Raw genomic sequence first — 17,112 nt, 5'->3', positions numbered from 1 at the left:
AAAAAAGTAATGTGAAGAATGCGACGAAATAAAGTATTCTTTGTTGCTTGGAGGTTTTTTGGATATGGTAACTTAATAAGAATGAACTATAAAATTAACCCTGACTTCGGTCATTACTTTTTTTATTTTTCAGAATATGATATACTATTTAATAAAACTAAAAAATGGTGGTAGTAGTATGAAATTTGAAGGAACTTGGCTTGTTGTTATTATACTAAGTATTGAGGTTTTAGTTTTCGGCGAATTTGAGCAGTCTAATCAAATTCTTTTGATAGGGGGAATTTCTTTTATATTATCTACACTATTTGAAGCTTCTACTTTAATTAGACACTTTATTAAAAAACAAACTAAAGTATAACCCCGCTTCGGCGGGTGTTTTTTGTTACATATATATTAAAAAAGCTATAATTCATAAATTCCAGTTTTTTTGATAAGAATTTATGGTATAATAAACAAGTTTGTCTAATAACTTGACATTTCACTTACTTTCAAGTACAGTATAAGTGTAATTGAAATAAACATTTTTTGATTTCAGTAAATCTAAGGAGGTATGATCATGGCATATTCTATTTTTGAGATAGCTGACTGGTTTTTAGCTAAAGAATCTATGACACCAAAAAAACTCCAAAAACTGGCATATTATGCAGAATCATGGAGCCGAGCATTGTTAGATCGTTCGATTGTTCAAGATACTGAGTTTGAAGCATGGGCTCACGGACCTGTTTCTCCAGAATTATACGATAAATATCGTGATTATGGGTGGAACGATATTCCTAAAAATAATAAATTTGTCGATATAAGTGATGAAAAAGATCTAGATTTATTAGAGTCTGTCTGGCTAACTTATGGAGAAATGTCAGCGAATGCTCTAGAAGCTCAAACACATGTGGAAACACCTTGGAAAAATGCTCGATTCAGAGGTCAAGCTGACGAAGGGGATTTTTGTAAAGAAAAAATATCTAAAGAAGATATGGCTAATTTTTATAAAAGTATATATGCTGGTGACTAATGCCAGTAATATTAGCTAATAATGTTGCACCTAAAAGCGCAGGGACAAAATTAGATAAGAATCAATTAAAATTTAAGATTGCTTTAACAGGTAACTTATTTAATAATTATGGATTTAAAGATTTAAAACCTGAAGCTATTAGAGCATTTCATAAATTTATTGATGAAACTGTCGGTAAAAAACTAACCATAACAAATGCAGAGAGTAAATTATTAAGAACAAAAGGTAAACCAAGCTTTAAAGAACTAGTAAATGGGAAAAAGCGGGATATAGTACATTTTGGGCAAGGTAATACTCCATTTAGAGTATTTGGCTATTATAACGATGATGGCTATTTTGTTATTTGTCGTATTGATCCAAGCCATAAATTCCATAAAACATAATTATTCTCGCCCTCCGGGGCGTTTTTCTTTCGACATTATTATGATATAATTTTCGTAAAGAGAGGAACAGCTTATGAAAAAAGGTAGTAATGGATTAGGAATCGAAACAGGTTTGTGCTTAGGGGTGGCATTTGGGATTATTTTTCATAACTTAGCTATGGGTATTGGTATCGGATTGTTATTTGGGCTTGCTTTTGATTACAGGAAAAAGAAATAATACTGGTTCTAGGACATTTTTCTTTGTTAAAGTTAAGAAGTTTGCTATAATTAAACTTCTAACACTGATCCCCCTTAATTGGGGGGTCTTTTTTTGTTAATAAATGTTACTGTTTTTCTTAAGATAAATTAGTATAATATCCTTATCATAAATGCTATTCCAAATACAAGTACAAATAACTAAGTGTTTCGGGAGAGATAAAGCGCCCTTTTCCAAAGCGAGGGCGTTTTTCTTTACAACGGAAAGCAGTAAATTGTATAATGATCCTACCTTTTAAATTAAAGTTATAAATAACTCCGAGAACATCGTTTTGACTAAGTGACGGTGTTTTTTATTTGAAAACGAATACAAAAAGTAGTATAATGAATTCATCTTACCTATATAAGATGACGTCTGCCCTTAAACAGGGCTTTATGTTTTAGTTAAGGAAGTAGATATATACTATATTTACCCAAAAATATATAATTTTTCATAAATTCATTACTAAGCGTCCCTCTCCTAACTGGGGCGCTTTTTTGTGCTATAATGTATTTGGGATGTTTGTGAGATTTCATCCTATTCCTAGAGTCAAGCCATTCTTCGGAGTGGCTTTTTTATTTTGTTTTATATGATATAATGAGGATCTTAAACATGGGTGTCAGTAAACCGCAGGCTTTTTTTATTCGATCTAATAAATTATTTTAACTAAGCCATTTTTAAGATATCGCATATGATATAATATCTTTAGAAATATTAAATGAATGGATAATTTATGTTGGAAAATTGGAATTGGTCTACTATTTTTACGGGTTGTGCTGTGTTAGTATCGATATTAGCGTTATGGCTTCAAAGAATAGATTTAAAAAAACAGGCAAAGTATCAAAGAGATACATTTGAATTACAAAATATAATAGATTCAAATAAAACTATAATACAACTTATAGGCGAGATTAACAGCATGGCTAATGACCAAGTCAATGTGCTTGTCTCTTTACCTGAAAAAATATTTTCTGAAAGCTATTATCACGAAAAATATATACATACAGAGGGTGACGGAAAAATATATCATAATACTTATAAAACGTATTATGATAAAGTTATTGATGCTAGAAAAGAGTTTAAAGAAACTCAAGCAATAATAGTAGGAAAAATGGATTTAATATCTATCTTAACTGAACCAAAGTATTATTCTAAAGACATTTATAATTATCTTAAGGAGCTTTTTGTGTTTTTTAATACTAAGCATAATGAAACGAAAGAGTTTGATGTGAAGAACTCTGAAAAAAATGAAGAACAAATAAAAGAAGAAATAGAAAAATGGAAGATTACATTATTTGAAGGATCAGGGAAAGTAAAGGAGAAGATAGTAAACGAAGCAAAAAATATTCAAGTTAAAACTGAGGCAGAGAAGGGGAAGCTTTTGTAGCGTAAAATTATACTTATATTTTATAGTATTTATCATATGATATAATGAAACTATTAAACATGGGTGTCAGCAATTTGCTGGCATTTTTTATTTTGAAAACTTAACATATTTATCAAAAAAAGGTAAAAAGTTAACATGCATACCCTATGTAACCATTTCACCTTTTTTCTTTAAAAACGTCAACTTTTCGTGTTATAATATATTATCAGCTCGAATGGCGGAATTGGCAGACGCTGCGGACTTAAAATCCGTTGGTTATTAAACCGTGAGGGTTCAAGTCCCTCTTTGAGCATAATAAAAAAGCACTAAATAAGTGCCTAGTCATAGTTTTCAATTTTACGCACGGCGGTGCAAGTTATAGCGAACGTAACATTTTCTAAGTGTTACGTTTTATGTTACGTTCCAAAATTTGGTAGAATATAGTTAGATTAATAGAAATGTTGATATCAAGGTATTTAATTGTATTAAATCAGAGTAAATAACCATATATTATTAAAAAATAGGACCTAAGACTGATGACAAAAAGCCCAATTTTTGGTAAAATAGTCTTAGAATTAAATTAAAAAGGGAGGCCAAATATAATGAAAAATATGAATGATAATGATGTTATCTTTGACCAAAGAAGCGATGGATTGAATGCATTTTTCAGTAAAATTTATGCGTTGATGGGAGCAGGAGTATTAGTTTCTGCACTCGTTTCTTGGATAATGATTACATTTTTCTTAGATAACATGACAGCAATTCTCCAAAGTGGAAGTTTATTCTTCCTTGTACTCTGGATTATTCCTTTAGTGATGGTAGTATCACTTCAAGGGTTAGCAATGAAAAACTCAAAAATGGCACTACCGATTTTTATCGGTTATGCGGCATTTATGGGATTCTTGATTAGCTTCACTCTTTTGATGTATACCGCCACTGATATTACTTTAGCCTTTGTTACGGCAGCAGCAATGTTCTTTGGTTTATCTGTTTATGGACGATTTACTAAACGTAATTTATCGGCAATGGGTAAAGCATTTGGTGTTGCAGTCTGGGGCTTGATTATTGCAATGCTTCTTAATCTCTTCTTTGCAAGTTCAGGACTTACAATCCTTATTAGCCTAGTAGGTGTTGTGATTTTCGCAGGGCTAATCGCTTGGGATAATCAAAAAATTACACAGGTTTATAATGCAAACAATGGACAAGTAAGTGATGGTTGGGCAATTTCAATGGCACTTTCACTCTATCTTGACTTCATCAACATGTTCCTCTTCCTGCTCCGTCTTTTCGGTATCGCAGGTGGAAATCGCGATTAAGCGAAAATTACTGACAACACATCTGTCAGTAAAATAATAATAAAAACTCTGCTGTCAGCAGAGTTTTTTCCTTTCATAAATCTTTGACAATCACATAATTAATTTCCAAAGGACCATGAAGTCCAACCACAAGTTGCATTTCAATATCACCAGAATTTGAGGGGCCAGAAATAAAATGAAGGGTTGACCCAGGCTTCTTATGTTCATCAAACCAAGCCGCAGCTTGGGTAGAACGAGGAACCATACGACTTAGTGGAATTACAGAAATATAATGAGTGGGTAAGAAGTGTAGAGAACGACCTTGGCCGGCTTCTGATTCGACTACAATCGTTGCTGATTCAGCGAGGAAAAATTTAGGAACAGCCACGACGACATTAGAATTTTGAGCGGCATTAATATTTTCATCACGATTTTCTTTACCAATTTTCCACTTCACCAATTGGTCTGAAATAACATTCACTCCTAATTTTTCAAATTCATCTGTTGAAGGAATCATGACTTGTCCACCACCAGATTTTTCAATTAATTGGCGAATCACTTCATTCATTTCAAAAGAAGAGGTTTCGATTAAATTAGCAGAAACTCGACTGGCTTGCTCCTTGGCAATATCCAATAATTCCTCAGTAGTTAAATGAGCCAAATGTGTCTCAGGCAAATCTGAAATTGGAACATAAGGTTCAAAAGGAAGTTCTACACCCCCACGTTTTTCAAATAAAGTTTCTAAAAATTTACTTCGATTTTCAATAGTTCCTGTCATGTTTATTTACCTGCCTTATGTTTTTTATACCACTGACGAAATTGTTCTTTATGTGGCGGAGCAATTGGTAAATCTCGGACATCTGTCCAACCTTTAGCTAGAGCAGGAGCTTTTCTAACGGCGCCATAGTTAAATAAAGAACCCTCAACGCTGACTTCCTTAGCTTTGGGTAACATATTAAGACCAGTGTGAGCCATATTTATTGCCATCCCAAATAGTGCTGGGCTACTTGTTCCTTTCCCAATCGTATTCATTTCAAAATTGACAAAAGAGCCATCATGATGCATTGAAAGATCATCTTCCATCACTTTGCGATGTTCAATTAAAAGTTCATGCAAAGGAATTTTTACCGGACAAGTTTCAGTACATGCACCACATAAGGTTGAAGCATAAGGTAAATCACCATATTGTTCATAACCTCCTAAAACGGGAGAGAGAACTGAACCGATTGGTCCAGGATAAATCGAACCATAAGCATGCCCACCAATTTGACGATAAACTGGGCAAACATTCAGACAAGCACCACAACGAATACATTGTAAAACAGCTTCAAAAGCAGTTCCAATCGCATTTGAGCGTCCATTATCAACAATGACAACATGAAAATCCTCAGGACCATCGGATTCGTCGTCGGCCTGCTGACCGGCAAAAGTGACATAAGTTGTCAGTTTTTGACCAACGGCCGAACGAGCGAGCATATTATCTAAAATTTCAGCTTCTTTGATTGATGGAACAATTCGTTCCATTCCCATCAGAACAATTTGTGTCTTAGGAATTGAAATTGTTAAATCAGCATTTCCTTCATTGGTAGATAAATTAATGTCACCAGTGTTGGCAATGGCAAAGTTACAACCGGTAATTCCGACTTCAGATTTTAAGAAAAGCTTACGCATGGTATCCCTAGCACAGCGAGCCAAATTAACTGGATCATTATCACCTTCATAGCCTAATTTTTTAGCAAATATTTCACGAATTTGATCACGATTTTTGTGTAAAGCTGGAAAAACAATATGTGAAGGCTCATCCCAATCAGCAACTTGCAAAATAAATTCAGCCAAGTCTGTTTCCAAAATATCCATATCATCAGAAAGCGAAACGAGCATTGGGTCAATGTCAACTTCCGTGGTCACCATTGATTTTGATTTGACAATCTTTTTCGCGTTTTTTTCAAGAACAATCCGTTTAACATAATCATTGGCTTCTTTAGCATCAGCCGCAAAGAAGACATGACCGCCACGAGCCGCAACATTATCTGAAAACTCTGTCAGATAATGGGGTAAATATTTTAAAGTATGTTGGCGAATGGATTCAGCAATATCACGCCATTCTTGCCAATTTCCAAGCTCATCACGCGCAGATTCTCTTTTCTCCCATTGAGCATCCTGCGCTTTGGCTACCGCAGCTTTAGCAAACTGGTCTTTTTTACTCTCTTCTAAACGTTCAGCGAAAGTTTTTGTACTTGTAGAAAGTCCCATTTTCTCCCCCTATGCTTTGATAAATGCTGGGTTTTTCACAGCATCTATTCTTTCTAAATCGACATTCGTGTTTAAAATTTCAGCAATATGCATCACTCTTATTTTTTTACCTTCGCGATTCAATTTTCCACCAATATTCATCAAGCAGCCTAAGTCAGCAGAAATTAAGATTTCAGCACCAGTTGATAGAATATCGTTTGTTTTTTCAGTGACCATCATCTCTGAAATCTCAGGAGATTTAACTGAAAAAGTTCCGCCAAAGCCACAACAATTTTCCAAATGAGGAAGAGGAAGAACTTCAAGCCCTTTGACTTTATCCAATAAAATGAATGGAGCTTCTCGTTCACCCAAAATTCTAGTCATGTGGCAAGAACGATGATAAGTTGCTTTTTCGCCATTAAATGTGGCACCAAGATCTTCAAGACCTAAAACCCGATAAAGAAATTGGGTGAATTCATAGGATTTATTCGCTAAATCAATTGCTTTTTGCTTATAAGGGTCACCTTCATCGAACATATGGGGATATTCTGTAAACATCCCTGAGCAAGAACCAGCAATCCCAACGACATAATCAGAAGATTCAAAAGCATCAATCTGATTTTTGATTGTTGGCATGGATTCTTTAACTAACCCTGAATTATAAGTAGGTTGTCCACAACAAATTTGTTCTTCTGGCAAATCTGTTTCAATCCCCAAACGTTCAAGGACTTCAACCATGGCAATTCCAACTTGTGGAAACATCAGGTCCATCACACAAGTGGAGAATATTGAAACTTTCATAAGCACTCCTTAGTATTTTGAAATCTTTGTTAAAAACTAGACATCTCCTAGAGATGTATGCTCTTTCATTATAAGCCGATTTATTTACATTTTCAAAAAAAGGAGCTGTCAAAAGAATTTGACAGACTGTCGTTTAAAAATTATTTTGTAAAAATAAAAATACCAATCATCGATTGGTATTTATTTATTCGGGGTTAAAAAAAGTTTTTCAAGCTGTCTAGCTACACCATCCTCATCATTTGTCCAAGGAAGAATTTCACTGGCGTAAGGTGTGAGTCTAGCAGAGGCATTTTTCATAGCATAAGCATTGGGAGCTAATTTAAACATCTCAATATCATTATGTTCATCTCCAAAAGCAATAAGATTCTCTAAAGGAATATCAAGAACTTTAAGCAGATGATTAAGTCCAGAGGCTTTGGAAATTCCTTTAGGAACAACTTCTAATATGCCGTTCGGTCCACCCCAAACGCCGACATCTATCTTGCCATTATAATGACGTTTCATTTCCTCTGCCAATGCTAATTTATCTTTTTGGCGAGTGGAAAGGAGTACTGCATGAGGATTTTCAGTAACTCGGTCTGCACGAAGTCGATTATAGGGTTGAAATTTTTCTACACCAAAGAGCTTGGGCTCGACATTACGGAAAGTGTTTAGAAAGAATTTTCGACGATATTCAACGGCAAAGAAATGGAGATTAAAGTTTTGTTGGTGCCTCAAAAGGTCAAAAATGAAGGAACGATCAATATAATAAGATTTTGTATGTTCCCAGTTTTTATCATTAGGCATTGAAATCAAAGCCCCATTAAAATTAATGACTGGACTTGTCAACTCAAGCTCACGATAGACATCTAAAGACATTCTAAAAGGGCGTCCGGTTGTGATACAGATAATATGTCCGAGTGATTCTACCTGTTTAAAAATATATTTGGTATAACGGCTGATTGAACGTCCATCAGACTGCAAAGTAGTACCATCTAAATCAATTGCAATCAGTTTACGTTCTTTGTAGTTCTCCATTCAAACTCCCCTTATTCTAAAATTTATTTGTCAATTCATTCATTATATCATAGTTAGAAGCAGGAGCGGAACTCTACCATGTTCTACGAACAAGAAATTACTTTTTGAAAAACTTGTTCGTCATTACCGAACAATTAATGGATTTAGAGTAGTTTTTATGCTAAATTTCTTGTTTCCTTAACTAAAACTGATTAGAATAATAATATAATGTTTTTTATTTTATGACGTGTTTGCTTAAAAAGCAAAGACAACTTTTTATCAAAGGGTTGAAATTTTAATCACAGACCCTAAAAGGAGAAATTATTCGTGAACAAGTTCTTTAAACTTGAAGAAAACGGCACAACAGTTGGCCGTGAAATAATGGCTGGTTTGACTACATTCTTTGCTATGAGTTATATCCTCTTTGTTAACCCACAAGTTTTGGGTACAACAGGAATGCCTGTCCAAGCAGTTTTCTTAGCAACTATTTTGGCCTCTATTGTTGGGACACTTGCAATTGCCTTAATCGCTAATGTTCCCTACGCTTTGGCACCTGGAATGGGCCTAAATGCATTCTTTGCTTACACTGTTGTATTATCGCTTGGTTATACTTGGCAAGAAGCTTTGGCAATGGTCTTCATTTGTGGGATTATCAATATTATTATTACTTTTACTTCCATTCGTAAAGCAATCATTCTTGGAATTCCTGAAAGTTTACAACACGCAATTGGTGGTGGTATCGGTATTTTCATTGCTTATATTGGGATTAAAAATGCAGGAATTTTGCGTTTTATCGCTGACCCAGGAACTTATGTGAACAACCATGGAACTATTACAGCAAATTCATCAATTGTTCCAGAACTTGTAACTTTTAATAACCCAGGTGTATTAGTCGCACTTGTTGGGATTGTAGTGACAATGTTCTTTGTTATTCGTAAATGGCGTGCAGGAATTTTACTTTCAATCTTAGTAACAACTATCTTGGCCCTTTTGACTGGTGTAGTTAAAGTTGATGTGAATACTTTATTTGCTGAAAACAACTTAGGAACAGCTATCAATCAAATGAGAACAACCTTTGGTGCTGCTTTTGGTCCAAAAGGTTTTGGCTCTTTATTCTCAGACTCATCACGTTATATTGAAGTTTTGATGACAGTCCTTGCTTTCTCATTGACATCTATCTTTGACCCAATTGGTACCTTTATCGGAACAGGTCGCGCAACAGGAATCTTTACAGATGAAGATTTGAAAGATATGGAAACAAGTCATGGTTTCTCTTCTAAAATGGATAAAGCCTTGTTTGCTGACATGATTGCCACTCCAATCGGAGCAATTTTCGGAACATCAAATACAACTGTTTATGTGGAATCTGCTGCCGGAATTGGTGCAGGAGGACGTACTGGTCTTGCATCTGTTGTAACAGCAATTATGTTTGCTATCTCAAGTTTATTCTTGCCACTTCTTGCAATTGTTCCAACACAAGCAACTGCGCCAATCTTGATTATTGTTGGGATGATGATGCTTGGTTCATTTAAAGAAATTAAATGGGGTGATTTGACTGAAGCAATTCCTGCTTTCTTTGCCTCAGTATTTATGGGACTTGCTTACTCAATCTCTTATGGGATTGCAGCTGGTTTCATCACTTACATTCTGGTCAAACTGTTCACAGGAAAAGTGAAAGAAGTAAAACCTGTCATTTGGGTTGTTGCACTTTTATTCTTGATTAACTTCGCTGTTTTGGCAGTGCTATAAACATTGAAAACTCATCAAAAATTTTTGATGAGTTTTCTTTTTAGAATTTCTGGATTATAATGCTAGAAGTATAATCATTCTTTCAAATAAAACAAACTTACTAGTTATTGGAATCTGATAAAATTGAAATGGAAAGAAAAGACAAATAGGATATTCAAAATAAAAGTAATAAATTACGAATATTTAATAAATTGTGTTAAAATCTAATCATGAAAAAAATTATTTCTCTTATCGTGAGTTTTTTTGCAGTCTTTGTTATCGGTATATTCATAGGCCATTCTATTCTTCCACCACACCCCCTTGTAGCAGCAAAAGACCGTCCTATTTATCCGACGATTTATATTACTGGCTCAAGTGGTTATGCGTCAACGATGGATACAATGATTAATAGCGTTACTGCAGACAAAGACACCCGTGCTAAAAAAGGGCTGACAATTGTCGTTGATACAGAGCATAATTATTCGCTTAAAGTGACTGGAACAATTGACAAACGTAATTCCTATCCGACAATTGAGGTCGGAATGGTCAAAGGAACTAATAATTCCAATAAATATGAAAAATCATTAATGGCTATCATGTCTTATCTGGGTAAGCAGTATAATGTTGCTTATGCCAATGTTTTGGGTTACTCAGCTGGTGGCGGTGGTGTTTACCATTATTTAATTGACCATGGTTATGACCGGAGCCTTCCGCCAATTAAAAAATTTGTTTCTCTTGATGGTCAGTACAATGCTTGTACAACACAACCTGACCAAACGCTGGCACAAGTTCTTGCTGATGGACCAAAAATAAAAACAAAATACTATGATTTTTGGTTACAAAATTATGAACGTGTGGATAAAAATATCCAAGTTGTTCTACTAGAAGGAGCTTATGATACTAAGAAAGAAACTGACGGTACAGTTCCTTGGGCTGACGGCTTCTCAATTTATCCTTTATTGATAAAAAATGGAAATTCTGCTACTCATTATCTAATTGAAGGACCGAACACTAACCATACTGCAATGCCAGATAATCAAAAGGCAATAGGCTATGTCAAAACCTTCTTTTATGAATAAGCCTGATTTAAAAATGCTAAATTGTCCCTATTTGGGGACAATTTTTTTATAATATATTTACTATAAAATGTCAGGTAGTCAGCAAATAGTTTATTTAAAGCATAGAGCCTGATGTATTGACAGTTGGCTTTAAGTAACGGTATAATAAAATTATGGATTTGGAAAATGGAATATTTATTTTTGGAACAGTTCTAACAATATTTTTTGCAGGATTGACCTTGATTTTTTGGTGGAAAATCAGAAAACTGAAAGATTTAAGAACTTTACGATTAGGGCGTTTATCTTTTTTTGCTTTACTTTTTTTGTGGGTGACTATTAATGGAATTATTGGTTCAGGATTAGTATTAACCGAATTGCATCAAAATGTACTTTTATTATTACTCATTGCTGAAGCAGTTGTGATGTTCTTAATCATACCAATGATAATCGGTATTATTGTACCTATAAGTATCGTTGTGTTAACAATAAAGATGTGGCGCAGAGAATCAAAATCGATAGGGAATCTTTTATTGCCTATTGTTGTGTTGACCTTTTTAGTAGTTGACTGGATTCATCTTTCAATGGGGAGATTACCGGATAGTTGGATTTGGTTAAAAATATTAGGAATGGTTTATCCCGTTCTTTCAATTTATCTTGCTTGGCAATTTGGAATTTTCTTTTTATCAAGTTGGGTCTATGGTCGGCGTGTTCGAAAACAAAGAGCAAATTACTATGTTGTCCTAGGCGCAGGGTTAATTCAGGGAGAACATGTGGGTAAATTGTTAGGAAATCGAATTTTGGCAGCGGTCAAAGCTGTCCGCGATAATGAAACAATTTTAGTTTTTTCAGGTGGACAAGGTCCTGATGAGAAAGTTTCTGAAGCTAGAGCTATGCAACGGTATGCGGTTGAAGTTCTTGGTTTTCCGATTGAGCGGACAATGCTTGAAGATCAATCAAGAACAACATATGAAAATTTAGTTTTTTCTTCTCAATTGATTAAGGAAAAATTTATTTTCTTCACTTCTGATTACCATGTTTTTCGAGCAGCTCTTTTTGCAGCAATGTTAAAACTTGAAGCTCAAGGTGGGAAGGGTGGAAAGACAGCTATGTATTATCGTGTTCCAGCTTTTATTCGTGAATTTATTGCTGTTTTAAATTATGAAAAGAAAAAACATATGATACGAGTAGGAATCATTGTGGCTATCTTTTTGAGTATTGCTATTGTTTCACAAATTGGCTATTTTTGGAATCAAAGATAATAAAAAGTTACTGACAACTTTCTGTCAGTAACTTTTTTGGTTACAAATAAATACTTTTTTCGTATAGTAAGATATGTTGACAGCAATTGATGAAAATGGACAAGTAGTAAACTTATTAGAAATAGAAGTAAAAGAACTGACAGGAAAATATTTTTGTCCTTCTTGTAAATCAGAGTTATTTATAAAAAATGGTGAAATAAAGATGCCTCACTTTGCTCATAAATCTCTCAAAGCTTGCGACTTATGGCTTGAAAACGAATCTGAACAACATTTAGGATTAAAAAAAGCACTCTATCAATGGTTTAAAAAAACTGATAAGGTGGAAATTGAAGCTTATATTCCTGAATTTAAGCAGAGGCCAGATTTATTGGTAAATGATAAAATAGCTATTGAAATTCAATGTTCTCATCTTTCTATGAAACGTTTAAAAGAAAGGACAGAGAATTATCAAGTCCACGGTTTTACGGTGCTTTGGCTTATGGGGCAAGATTTATGGTTAAAAGACCAAATAACAGAACTTCAAAAAAATCTAGTCTATTTTTCAGAAAATAGAGGTTTCTATTATTGGGAGTTAGATTTCAAAGCTCAGAAGATGAGATTAAAATCCCTGATTCATGAAGATTTGCGTGGAAAAATTATTTATTTACAAGAAGAAATTCCTTTTGGGGAAGGACGACTTATTGAGCAATTACGACTGCCTTTTTTATCACAAAAGTTACTGACAATACCACTTATTGTTGATCTTAAACTAGCGGAATTTATTCGTCGGCAACTTTATTATTGTTCACCAAAATGGTTGAAACTTCAGGAAAAATATTACCAGAGAGGTGAAAATTTGTTGAATTTGACTTTTGAACGTTCTTTTATTGCGCCTTTGGGATTGAACTTACTTGAAGTTTTTGATGATAAAATTCCTTTACATAAATTTACTCAAATTAAGCAGAATATTAACCTCTATTATGAAAACTTTTTAATAAATTTTCAGCAAAATAGCTTTAAGGCAGTCTATCCTCCCCGTTTCTATGCTATAATGAAAAAGCAGAAGAAGGATATGAATAAATGAAATTCTGCTAATAAGTTTTTAATGTGAATAAAAATTATTTTGAGTAAAAAGGAGTGATCTTCATGGCTAAGAACAGAAATGAAATTCCTGAAAAATTAACTTGGGATTTGACAACAATTTATAAAACAGATAAAGAATGGGAAGCAGAGCTAACTAGAATAAAAAGCGAACTTTCACTCGTTGAAGAGACGGATCCTGGTCATTTACTTGATTCAGCTGAAAGTCTTCTGATAATTACCGAAAAAATGCTATCCATTTCTCAACAAGTTGAAAAACTATATGTTTATGCTTCAATGAAAAATGACCAAGATACCAGAGAGGCTAAGTATCAGGAGTATCAGTCAAAAGCAACAGCCCTCTATGTGAAATTCGGAGAGGTCTATGCCTTCTATGAACCTGAGTTTTTGAAAATTTCAAAAGAAGTCTATAACAAATGGTTGGGGGAACTTAAAAAATTAAAAAACTATGACCATATGTTTGAGCGACTTTTTGCTAAAAAAGCTCATATTCTTAGTCAAAAAGAGGAAAAGTTATTGGCTGCGGCTGGTGAAATTTTTGAAAGTCCTTCAGAAACTTTTGAAATTTTTGATAATGCAGATATTAAGTTACCTATGGTCAAAAATGAATCTGATGAGATGGTCCAACTCACACATGGAAATTACTCTTCCTTAATGGAAAGTAAGAATAGAGAAGTACGAAAAGCAGCCTACAAAGCACTTTATAGTAATTATGAACAATATCAGCATACTTATGCAAAGACCTTACAGACTAATGTAAAAGTCCATAATCTTAATGCCCAAATCCGCTCTTATGATTCAGCCCGTCAAGCTGCTCTGGCTAATAATTTTGTTCCAGAAAAAGTTTACGATGTTTTGATGGAGGCCATTCATCAACATTTGCCACTTTTACATCGTTATATTGAACTACGCAAGAAAATTTTAGGAATTACTGATTTAAAGATGTATGATATCTATACTCCATTATCTAATTTAGATTATAAATTTAACTATGAAGATGGAGTGAAAAAAGCAGAAGAAGTTTTAGCGATATTTGGTAAAGAATATAAAGGAAAAGTTAAAGCAGCTTTTGAACAAAGATGGATTGATGTCGAAGAAAATATCGGAAAACGTTCGGGTGCTTATTCAGGTGGATCTTATGATACCAATGCTTTTATGCTTCTCAATTGGCAAGAAACGTTAGATGATCTTTTTACTTTAGTTCATGAAATGGGGCACTCAATGCATAGTGCTTTCACGCGTGAAAACCAACCATATGTTTATGGGGATTATCCAATCTTTTTAGCTGAAATTGCCTCAACTACAAATGAAAATATTTTAACTGAAACTTTATTAAAGGAAAGTAAAGATGATAAAGAGCGCTTCGCCCTTTTGAACCACTGGCTTGATAGTTTCCGTGGAACTGTTTTCCGTCAGAGTCAATTTGCCGAATTTGAACAAAAAATTCATGAAGCAGATGCTGCCGGCGAAGTTTTAACAAGTGAATACTTAAACTCACTTTATGGCGAAATAAATGAAAAATACTATAATTTAGCAGCCAAAGAAAATCCAGAAATTCAATATGAATGGGCTAGAATTCCACATTTTTATTATAATTTCTATGTTTTTCAATACGCAACAGGTTTTGCTGCGGCAACTTTCTTAGCTGAAAAAGTTGTTCATGGTTCAGATGAGGATCGTCAAAAATATCTTGAATATTTGAAGGCAGGTTCCTCAGCTTATCCTTTAGAAGTAATTGCCAAAGCTGGAGTTGATATGGAATCTACCGATTATTTAGATGCCGCCTTTGAGCTTTTTGAAAATCGATTGAGTGAATTAGAAAAATTAGTTGAAAAAGGAGTTCATCTTTAAAAATGGTTGAAACATATAAACGTACAAGTAACCCCATGATGAATCGACCAGTTGTCAAAGCAGAATTAGTAGAATGGATGCGTTCAAGTCAAACACAAATAACCGGAGAACTTGCAGAAGTACTGAAATTTGCTAAAGAAAATAATATTCCAGTTATCCCACATGAGACAGTTATTTATTTTCAAATGTTGTTGAGTTTGTTGCAGCCAAAAAGAATTCTCGAAATCGGAACAGCAATTGGTTTTTCGGCTCTCGTGATGGCTCAAGAGGTTCCAAATGCGGAGATTGTAACAATTGACCGTAATCCTGAAATGATTGAGTTAGCCAAAAAAAATCTGGACAAGTATGACCATCGAAACCAAATTATTCTTAAAGAGGGCGATGCTGCAGATATTTTGAAAGAGTTATCGGGCTCATTTGATGTAATCTTTATGGACTCAGCTAAATCAAAATATATCGAATTCCTACCAACTGCTCTAGATTTACTATCTGAAAATGGAGTGATTTTAATGGATGATATTTTTCAAGGTGGAGAAATATTGACCCCAATTATGGAAATCAAAAGAAATCAGCGGGCGCTAGAGCGTGGCTTACGCAAGCTTTTTGATGAGGTCTTAGATAATCCGAAATATTTAACAAGTATTCTCCCGCTTGGAGATGGCTTGTTGATGATAAAAAAAGCATAAATTAAACTTTTAGGTTGTCAATTCGCTGATTCATTTTTTGGTGTATTTAAAGCTTTATTTAATTTTTTATGATATAATTGCAACAAGTTAAAAATAAAAGGATGTTTTAGGACATATTAACTACAAACATCGAATCATGCGAAGGAGAATATCTTGAAACTCAAAAAACTCGGATTAGTTATGACTACTGTCTTTGCCGGAGCCGCATTGGTAACCTTATCTGGTTGCTCAAGTAGCGATTCAGCAAGCAAGGATATCATCACAATGAAAGGTGATACCATTCGCGTTTCTGATTTATACAAGGAAGCCAAACAATTTCCATCACAACCGACAAATACATTACTTCAAAATTTAACTTTTGACAAAATTTTTACTAAAGACTTTGGAAAAGAAGTAACTGATAAAGATGTCAGCAAAAAAGTTAAGTCAATTAAAGACCAATATGGTAGCCAATTTTCATCTGCTTTGCAACAACAAGGCTTGACTGAAGCAAGTTTCACACCATACATGCGTACACAAATGCTTGAACAAGCAGCGATTGACCATGAAATCAAAGAAACTCAATATACAGATGCTAACCTTAAAAAAGCTTGGGAATCTTACCATCCAGATGTAACAGCTTATGTTGTTTCTGAAACATCAAAAGATGCAGCAACAAAAGCGTTGGATGCCGCTAAAAAAGATGATGCTGGTAAAGCAAGCTTTGAAAAAACAAATGCTGAAAGCAAAGTAACATTTAATTCAACTTCAACAAGTGTTCCAACAGAAGTTCAAACAGCTGCTTTCAAATTGAAAAATGGCGAGTTTTCAGATGTCATTGAATCTACAAGTTCATCAACAGGTGCTACTTCTTACTATATTGTCGAAATGGTAAAAACATCTGAAAAAGGAACTGACATGAACAAGTACAAAAAAGAACTTCAAAATGTCATTAAAACTGAAAAAGAACAAGATACAACATTTGTAAGTGGAGTTATTGCTAAATACCTCAAAAAGAATAACGTAACTGTGAAAGAATCCGCATTTGCATCACTCTTCTCACAATTTACACAAACATCAAGTTCTTCATCATCTAAATAATTTAGATAATAGAAATTAACTTTAAAGAGAGCTCTAAATGGTGAGAATGAGCA

The 17,112-nt window shown here is 34.1% G+C and carries 17 protein-coding genes and 1 tRNA gene; 14 read left to right on the top strand and 4 right to left on the bottom strand.

What is annotated here, in order from left to right; genetic code table 11:
* Positions 1-178: 178 nt before the first annotated feature.
* From MKX45_RS09940 to MKX45_RS09910, 7 genes are all read left to right on the top strand, one after another.
* Positions 179-358 carry a hypothetical protein gene (locus tag MKX45_RS09940; RefSeq protein ID WP_340817132.1) on the top strand — a complete coding sequence of 60 codons (180 nt, stop codon included), beginning with the start codon at positions 179-181 and terminating at the stop codon, positions 356-358.
* A 198-nt stretch (positions 359-556) separates the two neighbouring features.
* On the top strand, positions 557-1,009 hold the full coding sequence (locus MKX45_RS09935; protein ID WP_230579356.1) for a Panacea domain-containing protein: 453 nt from the start codon (positions 557-559) through the stop codon (positions 1,007-1,009).
* On the top strand, positions 1,009-1,392 hold the full coding sequence (locus MKX45_RS09930; protein WP_029344147.1) for an MAG6450 family protein: 384 nt from the start codon (positions 1,009-1,011) through the stop codon (positions 1,390-1,392). Before MKX45_RS09935 ends, MKX45_RS09930 begins: the two co-directional genes overlap by 1 nt.
* A 73-nt stretch (positions 1,393-1,465) precedes the next feature.
* Positions 1,466-1,609, top strand: coding sequence for a hypothetical protein (locus MKX45_RS09925; RefSeq protein WP_167593515.1), 144 nt, complete (start codon positions 1,466-1,468; stop codon positions 1,607-1,609).
* Positions 1,610-2,360: 751 nt separating this feature from the next.
* The gene (locus MKX45_RS09920) at positions 2,361-3,014 is read left to right on the top strand and encodes a hypothetical protein (protein WP_340817131.1); all 654 of its coding nucleotides are present in this window, start codon (positions 2,361-2,363) and stop codon (positions 3,012-3,014) included.
* Positions 3,015-3,222: 208 nt separating this feature from the next.
* Positions 3,223-3,306: transfer RNA gene (locus tag MKX45_RS09915), tRNA-Leu, on the top strand.
* 289 nt (positions 3,307-3,595) lie between these two features.
* A complete protein-coding gene (locus MKX45_RS09910; RefSeq protein WP_015426911.1) occupies positions 3,596-4,309 on the top strand; it encodes a Bax inhibitor-1/YccA family protein in 714 nt (237 codons plus the stop codon).
* Positions 4,310-4,382: 73 nt separating this feature from the next.
* Here MKX45_RS09910 and MKX45_RS09905 read toward each other — a convergent pair whose 3' ends face one another.
* The 4 genes from MKX45_RS09905 to MKX45_RS09890 form a co-directional block, all read right to left on the bottom strand.
* Positions 4,383-5,066 (bottom strand): LutC/YkgG family protein, encoded by a 684-nt coding sequence (locus MKX45_RS09905; protein ID WP_003130398.1) that lies wholly within the window; start codon positions 5,064-5,066, stop codon positions 4,383-4,385.
* A 2-nt stretch (positions 5,067-5,068) separates the two neighbouring features.
* Positions 5,069-6,541 carry a LutB/LldF family L-lactate oxidation iron-sulfur protein gene (locus tag MKX45_RS09900; protein WP_015426910.1) on the bottom strand — a complete coding sequence of 491 codons (1,473 nt, stop codon included), beginning with the start codon at positions 6,539-6,541 and terminating at the stop codon, positions 5,069-5,071.
* A gap of 9 nt (positions 6,542-6,550) precedes the next feature.
* On the bottom strand, positions 6,551-7,321 hold the full coding sequence (locus MKX45_RS09895; protein ID WP_023188577.1) for a (Fe-S)-binding protein: 771 nt from the start codon (positions 7,319-7,321) through the stop codon (positions 6,551-6,553).
* A 180-nt stretch (positions 7,322-7,501) separates the two neighbouring features.
* Positions 7,502-8,338: a Cof-type HAD-IIB family hydrolase gene (locus tag MKX45_RS09890; protein WP_003130402.1), complete on the bottom strand. Its 837-nt coding sequence runs from the start codon at positions 8,336-8,338 to the stop codon at positions 7,502-7,504.
* A 306-nt stretch (positions 8,339-8,644) separates the two neighbouring features.
* Between MKX45_RS09890 and MKX45_RS09885 the strand changes: the two genes are divergently transcribed.
* From MKX45_RS09885 to MKX45_RS09855, 7 genes are all read left to right on the top strand, one after another.
* Positions 8,645-10,066 (top strand): NCS2 family permease, encoded by a 1,422-nt coding sequence (locus tag MKX45_RS09885; protein ID WP_057720158.1) that lies wholly within the window; start codon positions 8,645-8,647, stop codon positions 10,064-10,066.
* Positions 10,067-10,275: 209 nt separating this feature from the next.
* Complete coding sequence (locus tag MKX45_RS09880) at positions 10,276-11,124, top strand: alpha/beta hydrolase (RefSeq protein ID WP_128267530.1); 849 nt, start codon at positions 10,276-10,278, stop codon at positions 11,122-11,124.
* Positions 11,125-11,276: 152 nt separating this feature from the next.
* A complete protein-coding gene (locus tag MKX45_RS09875; protein ID WP_057720154.1) occupies positions 11,277-12,362 on the top strand; it encodes a YdcF family protein in 1,086 nt (361 codons plus the stop codon).
* A 73-nt stretch (positions 12,363-12,435) separates the two neighbouring features.
* A complete protein-coding gene (locus MKX45_RS09870) occupies positions 12,436-13,425 on the top strand; it encodes a competence protein CoiA (protein ID WP_015426906.1) in 990 nt (329 codons plus the stop codon).
* 62 nt (positions 13,426-13,487) lie between these two features.
* Positions 13,488-15,293, top strand: a complete 1,806-nt coding sequence (gene pepF, locus MKX45_RS09865) for an oligoendopeptidase F (protein WP_340817130.1) — start codon at positions 13,488-13,490, stop codon at positions 15,291-15,293.
* Positions 15,294-15,295: 2 nt separating this feature from the next.
* Positions 15,296-15,979 (top strand): O-methyltransferase, encoded by a 684-nt coding sequence (locus MKX45_RS09860; protein WP_057720148.1) that lies wholly within the window; start codon positions 15,296-15,298, stop codon positions 15,977-15,979.
* 153 nt (positions 15,980-16,132) lie between these two features.
* Complete coding sequence (locus tag MKX45_RS09855; protein WP_340817129.1) at positions 16,133-17,059, top strand: peptidyl-prolyl cis-trans isomerase; 927 nt, start codon at positions 16,133-16,135, stop codon at positions 17,057-17,059.
* Positions 17,060-17,112: the final 53 nt, after the last annotated feature.

Origin of the sequence: Lactococcus sp. FSL W8-0209, assembly GCF_038006585.1 — a bacterium.
Lineage (GTDB): Bacteria > Bacillota > Bacilli > Lactobacillales > Streptococcaceae > Lactococcus > Lactococcus lactis.
This window is presented reverse-complemented; position numbering and strand designations above follow the sequence as displayed.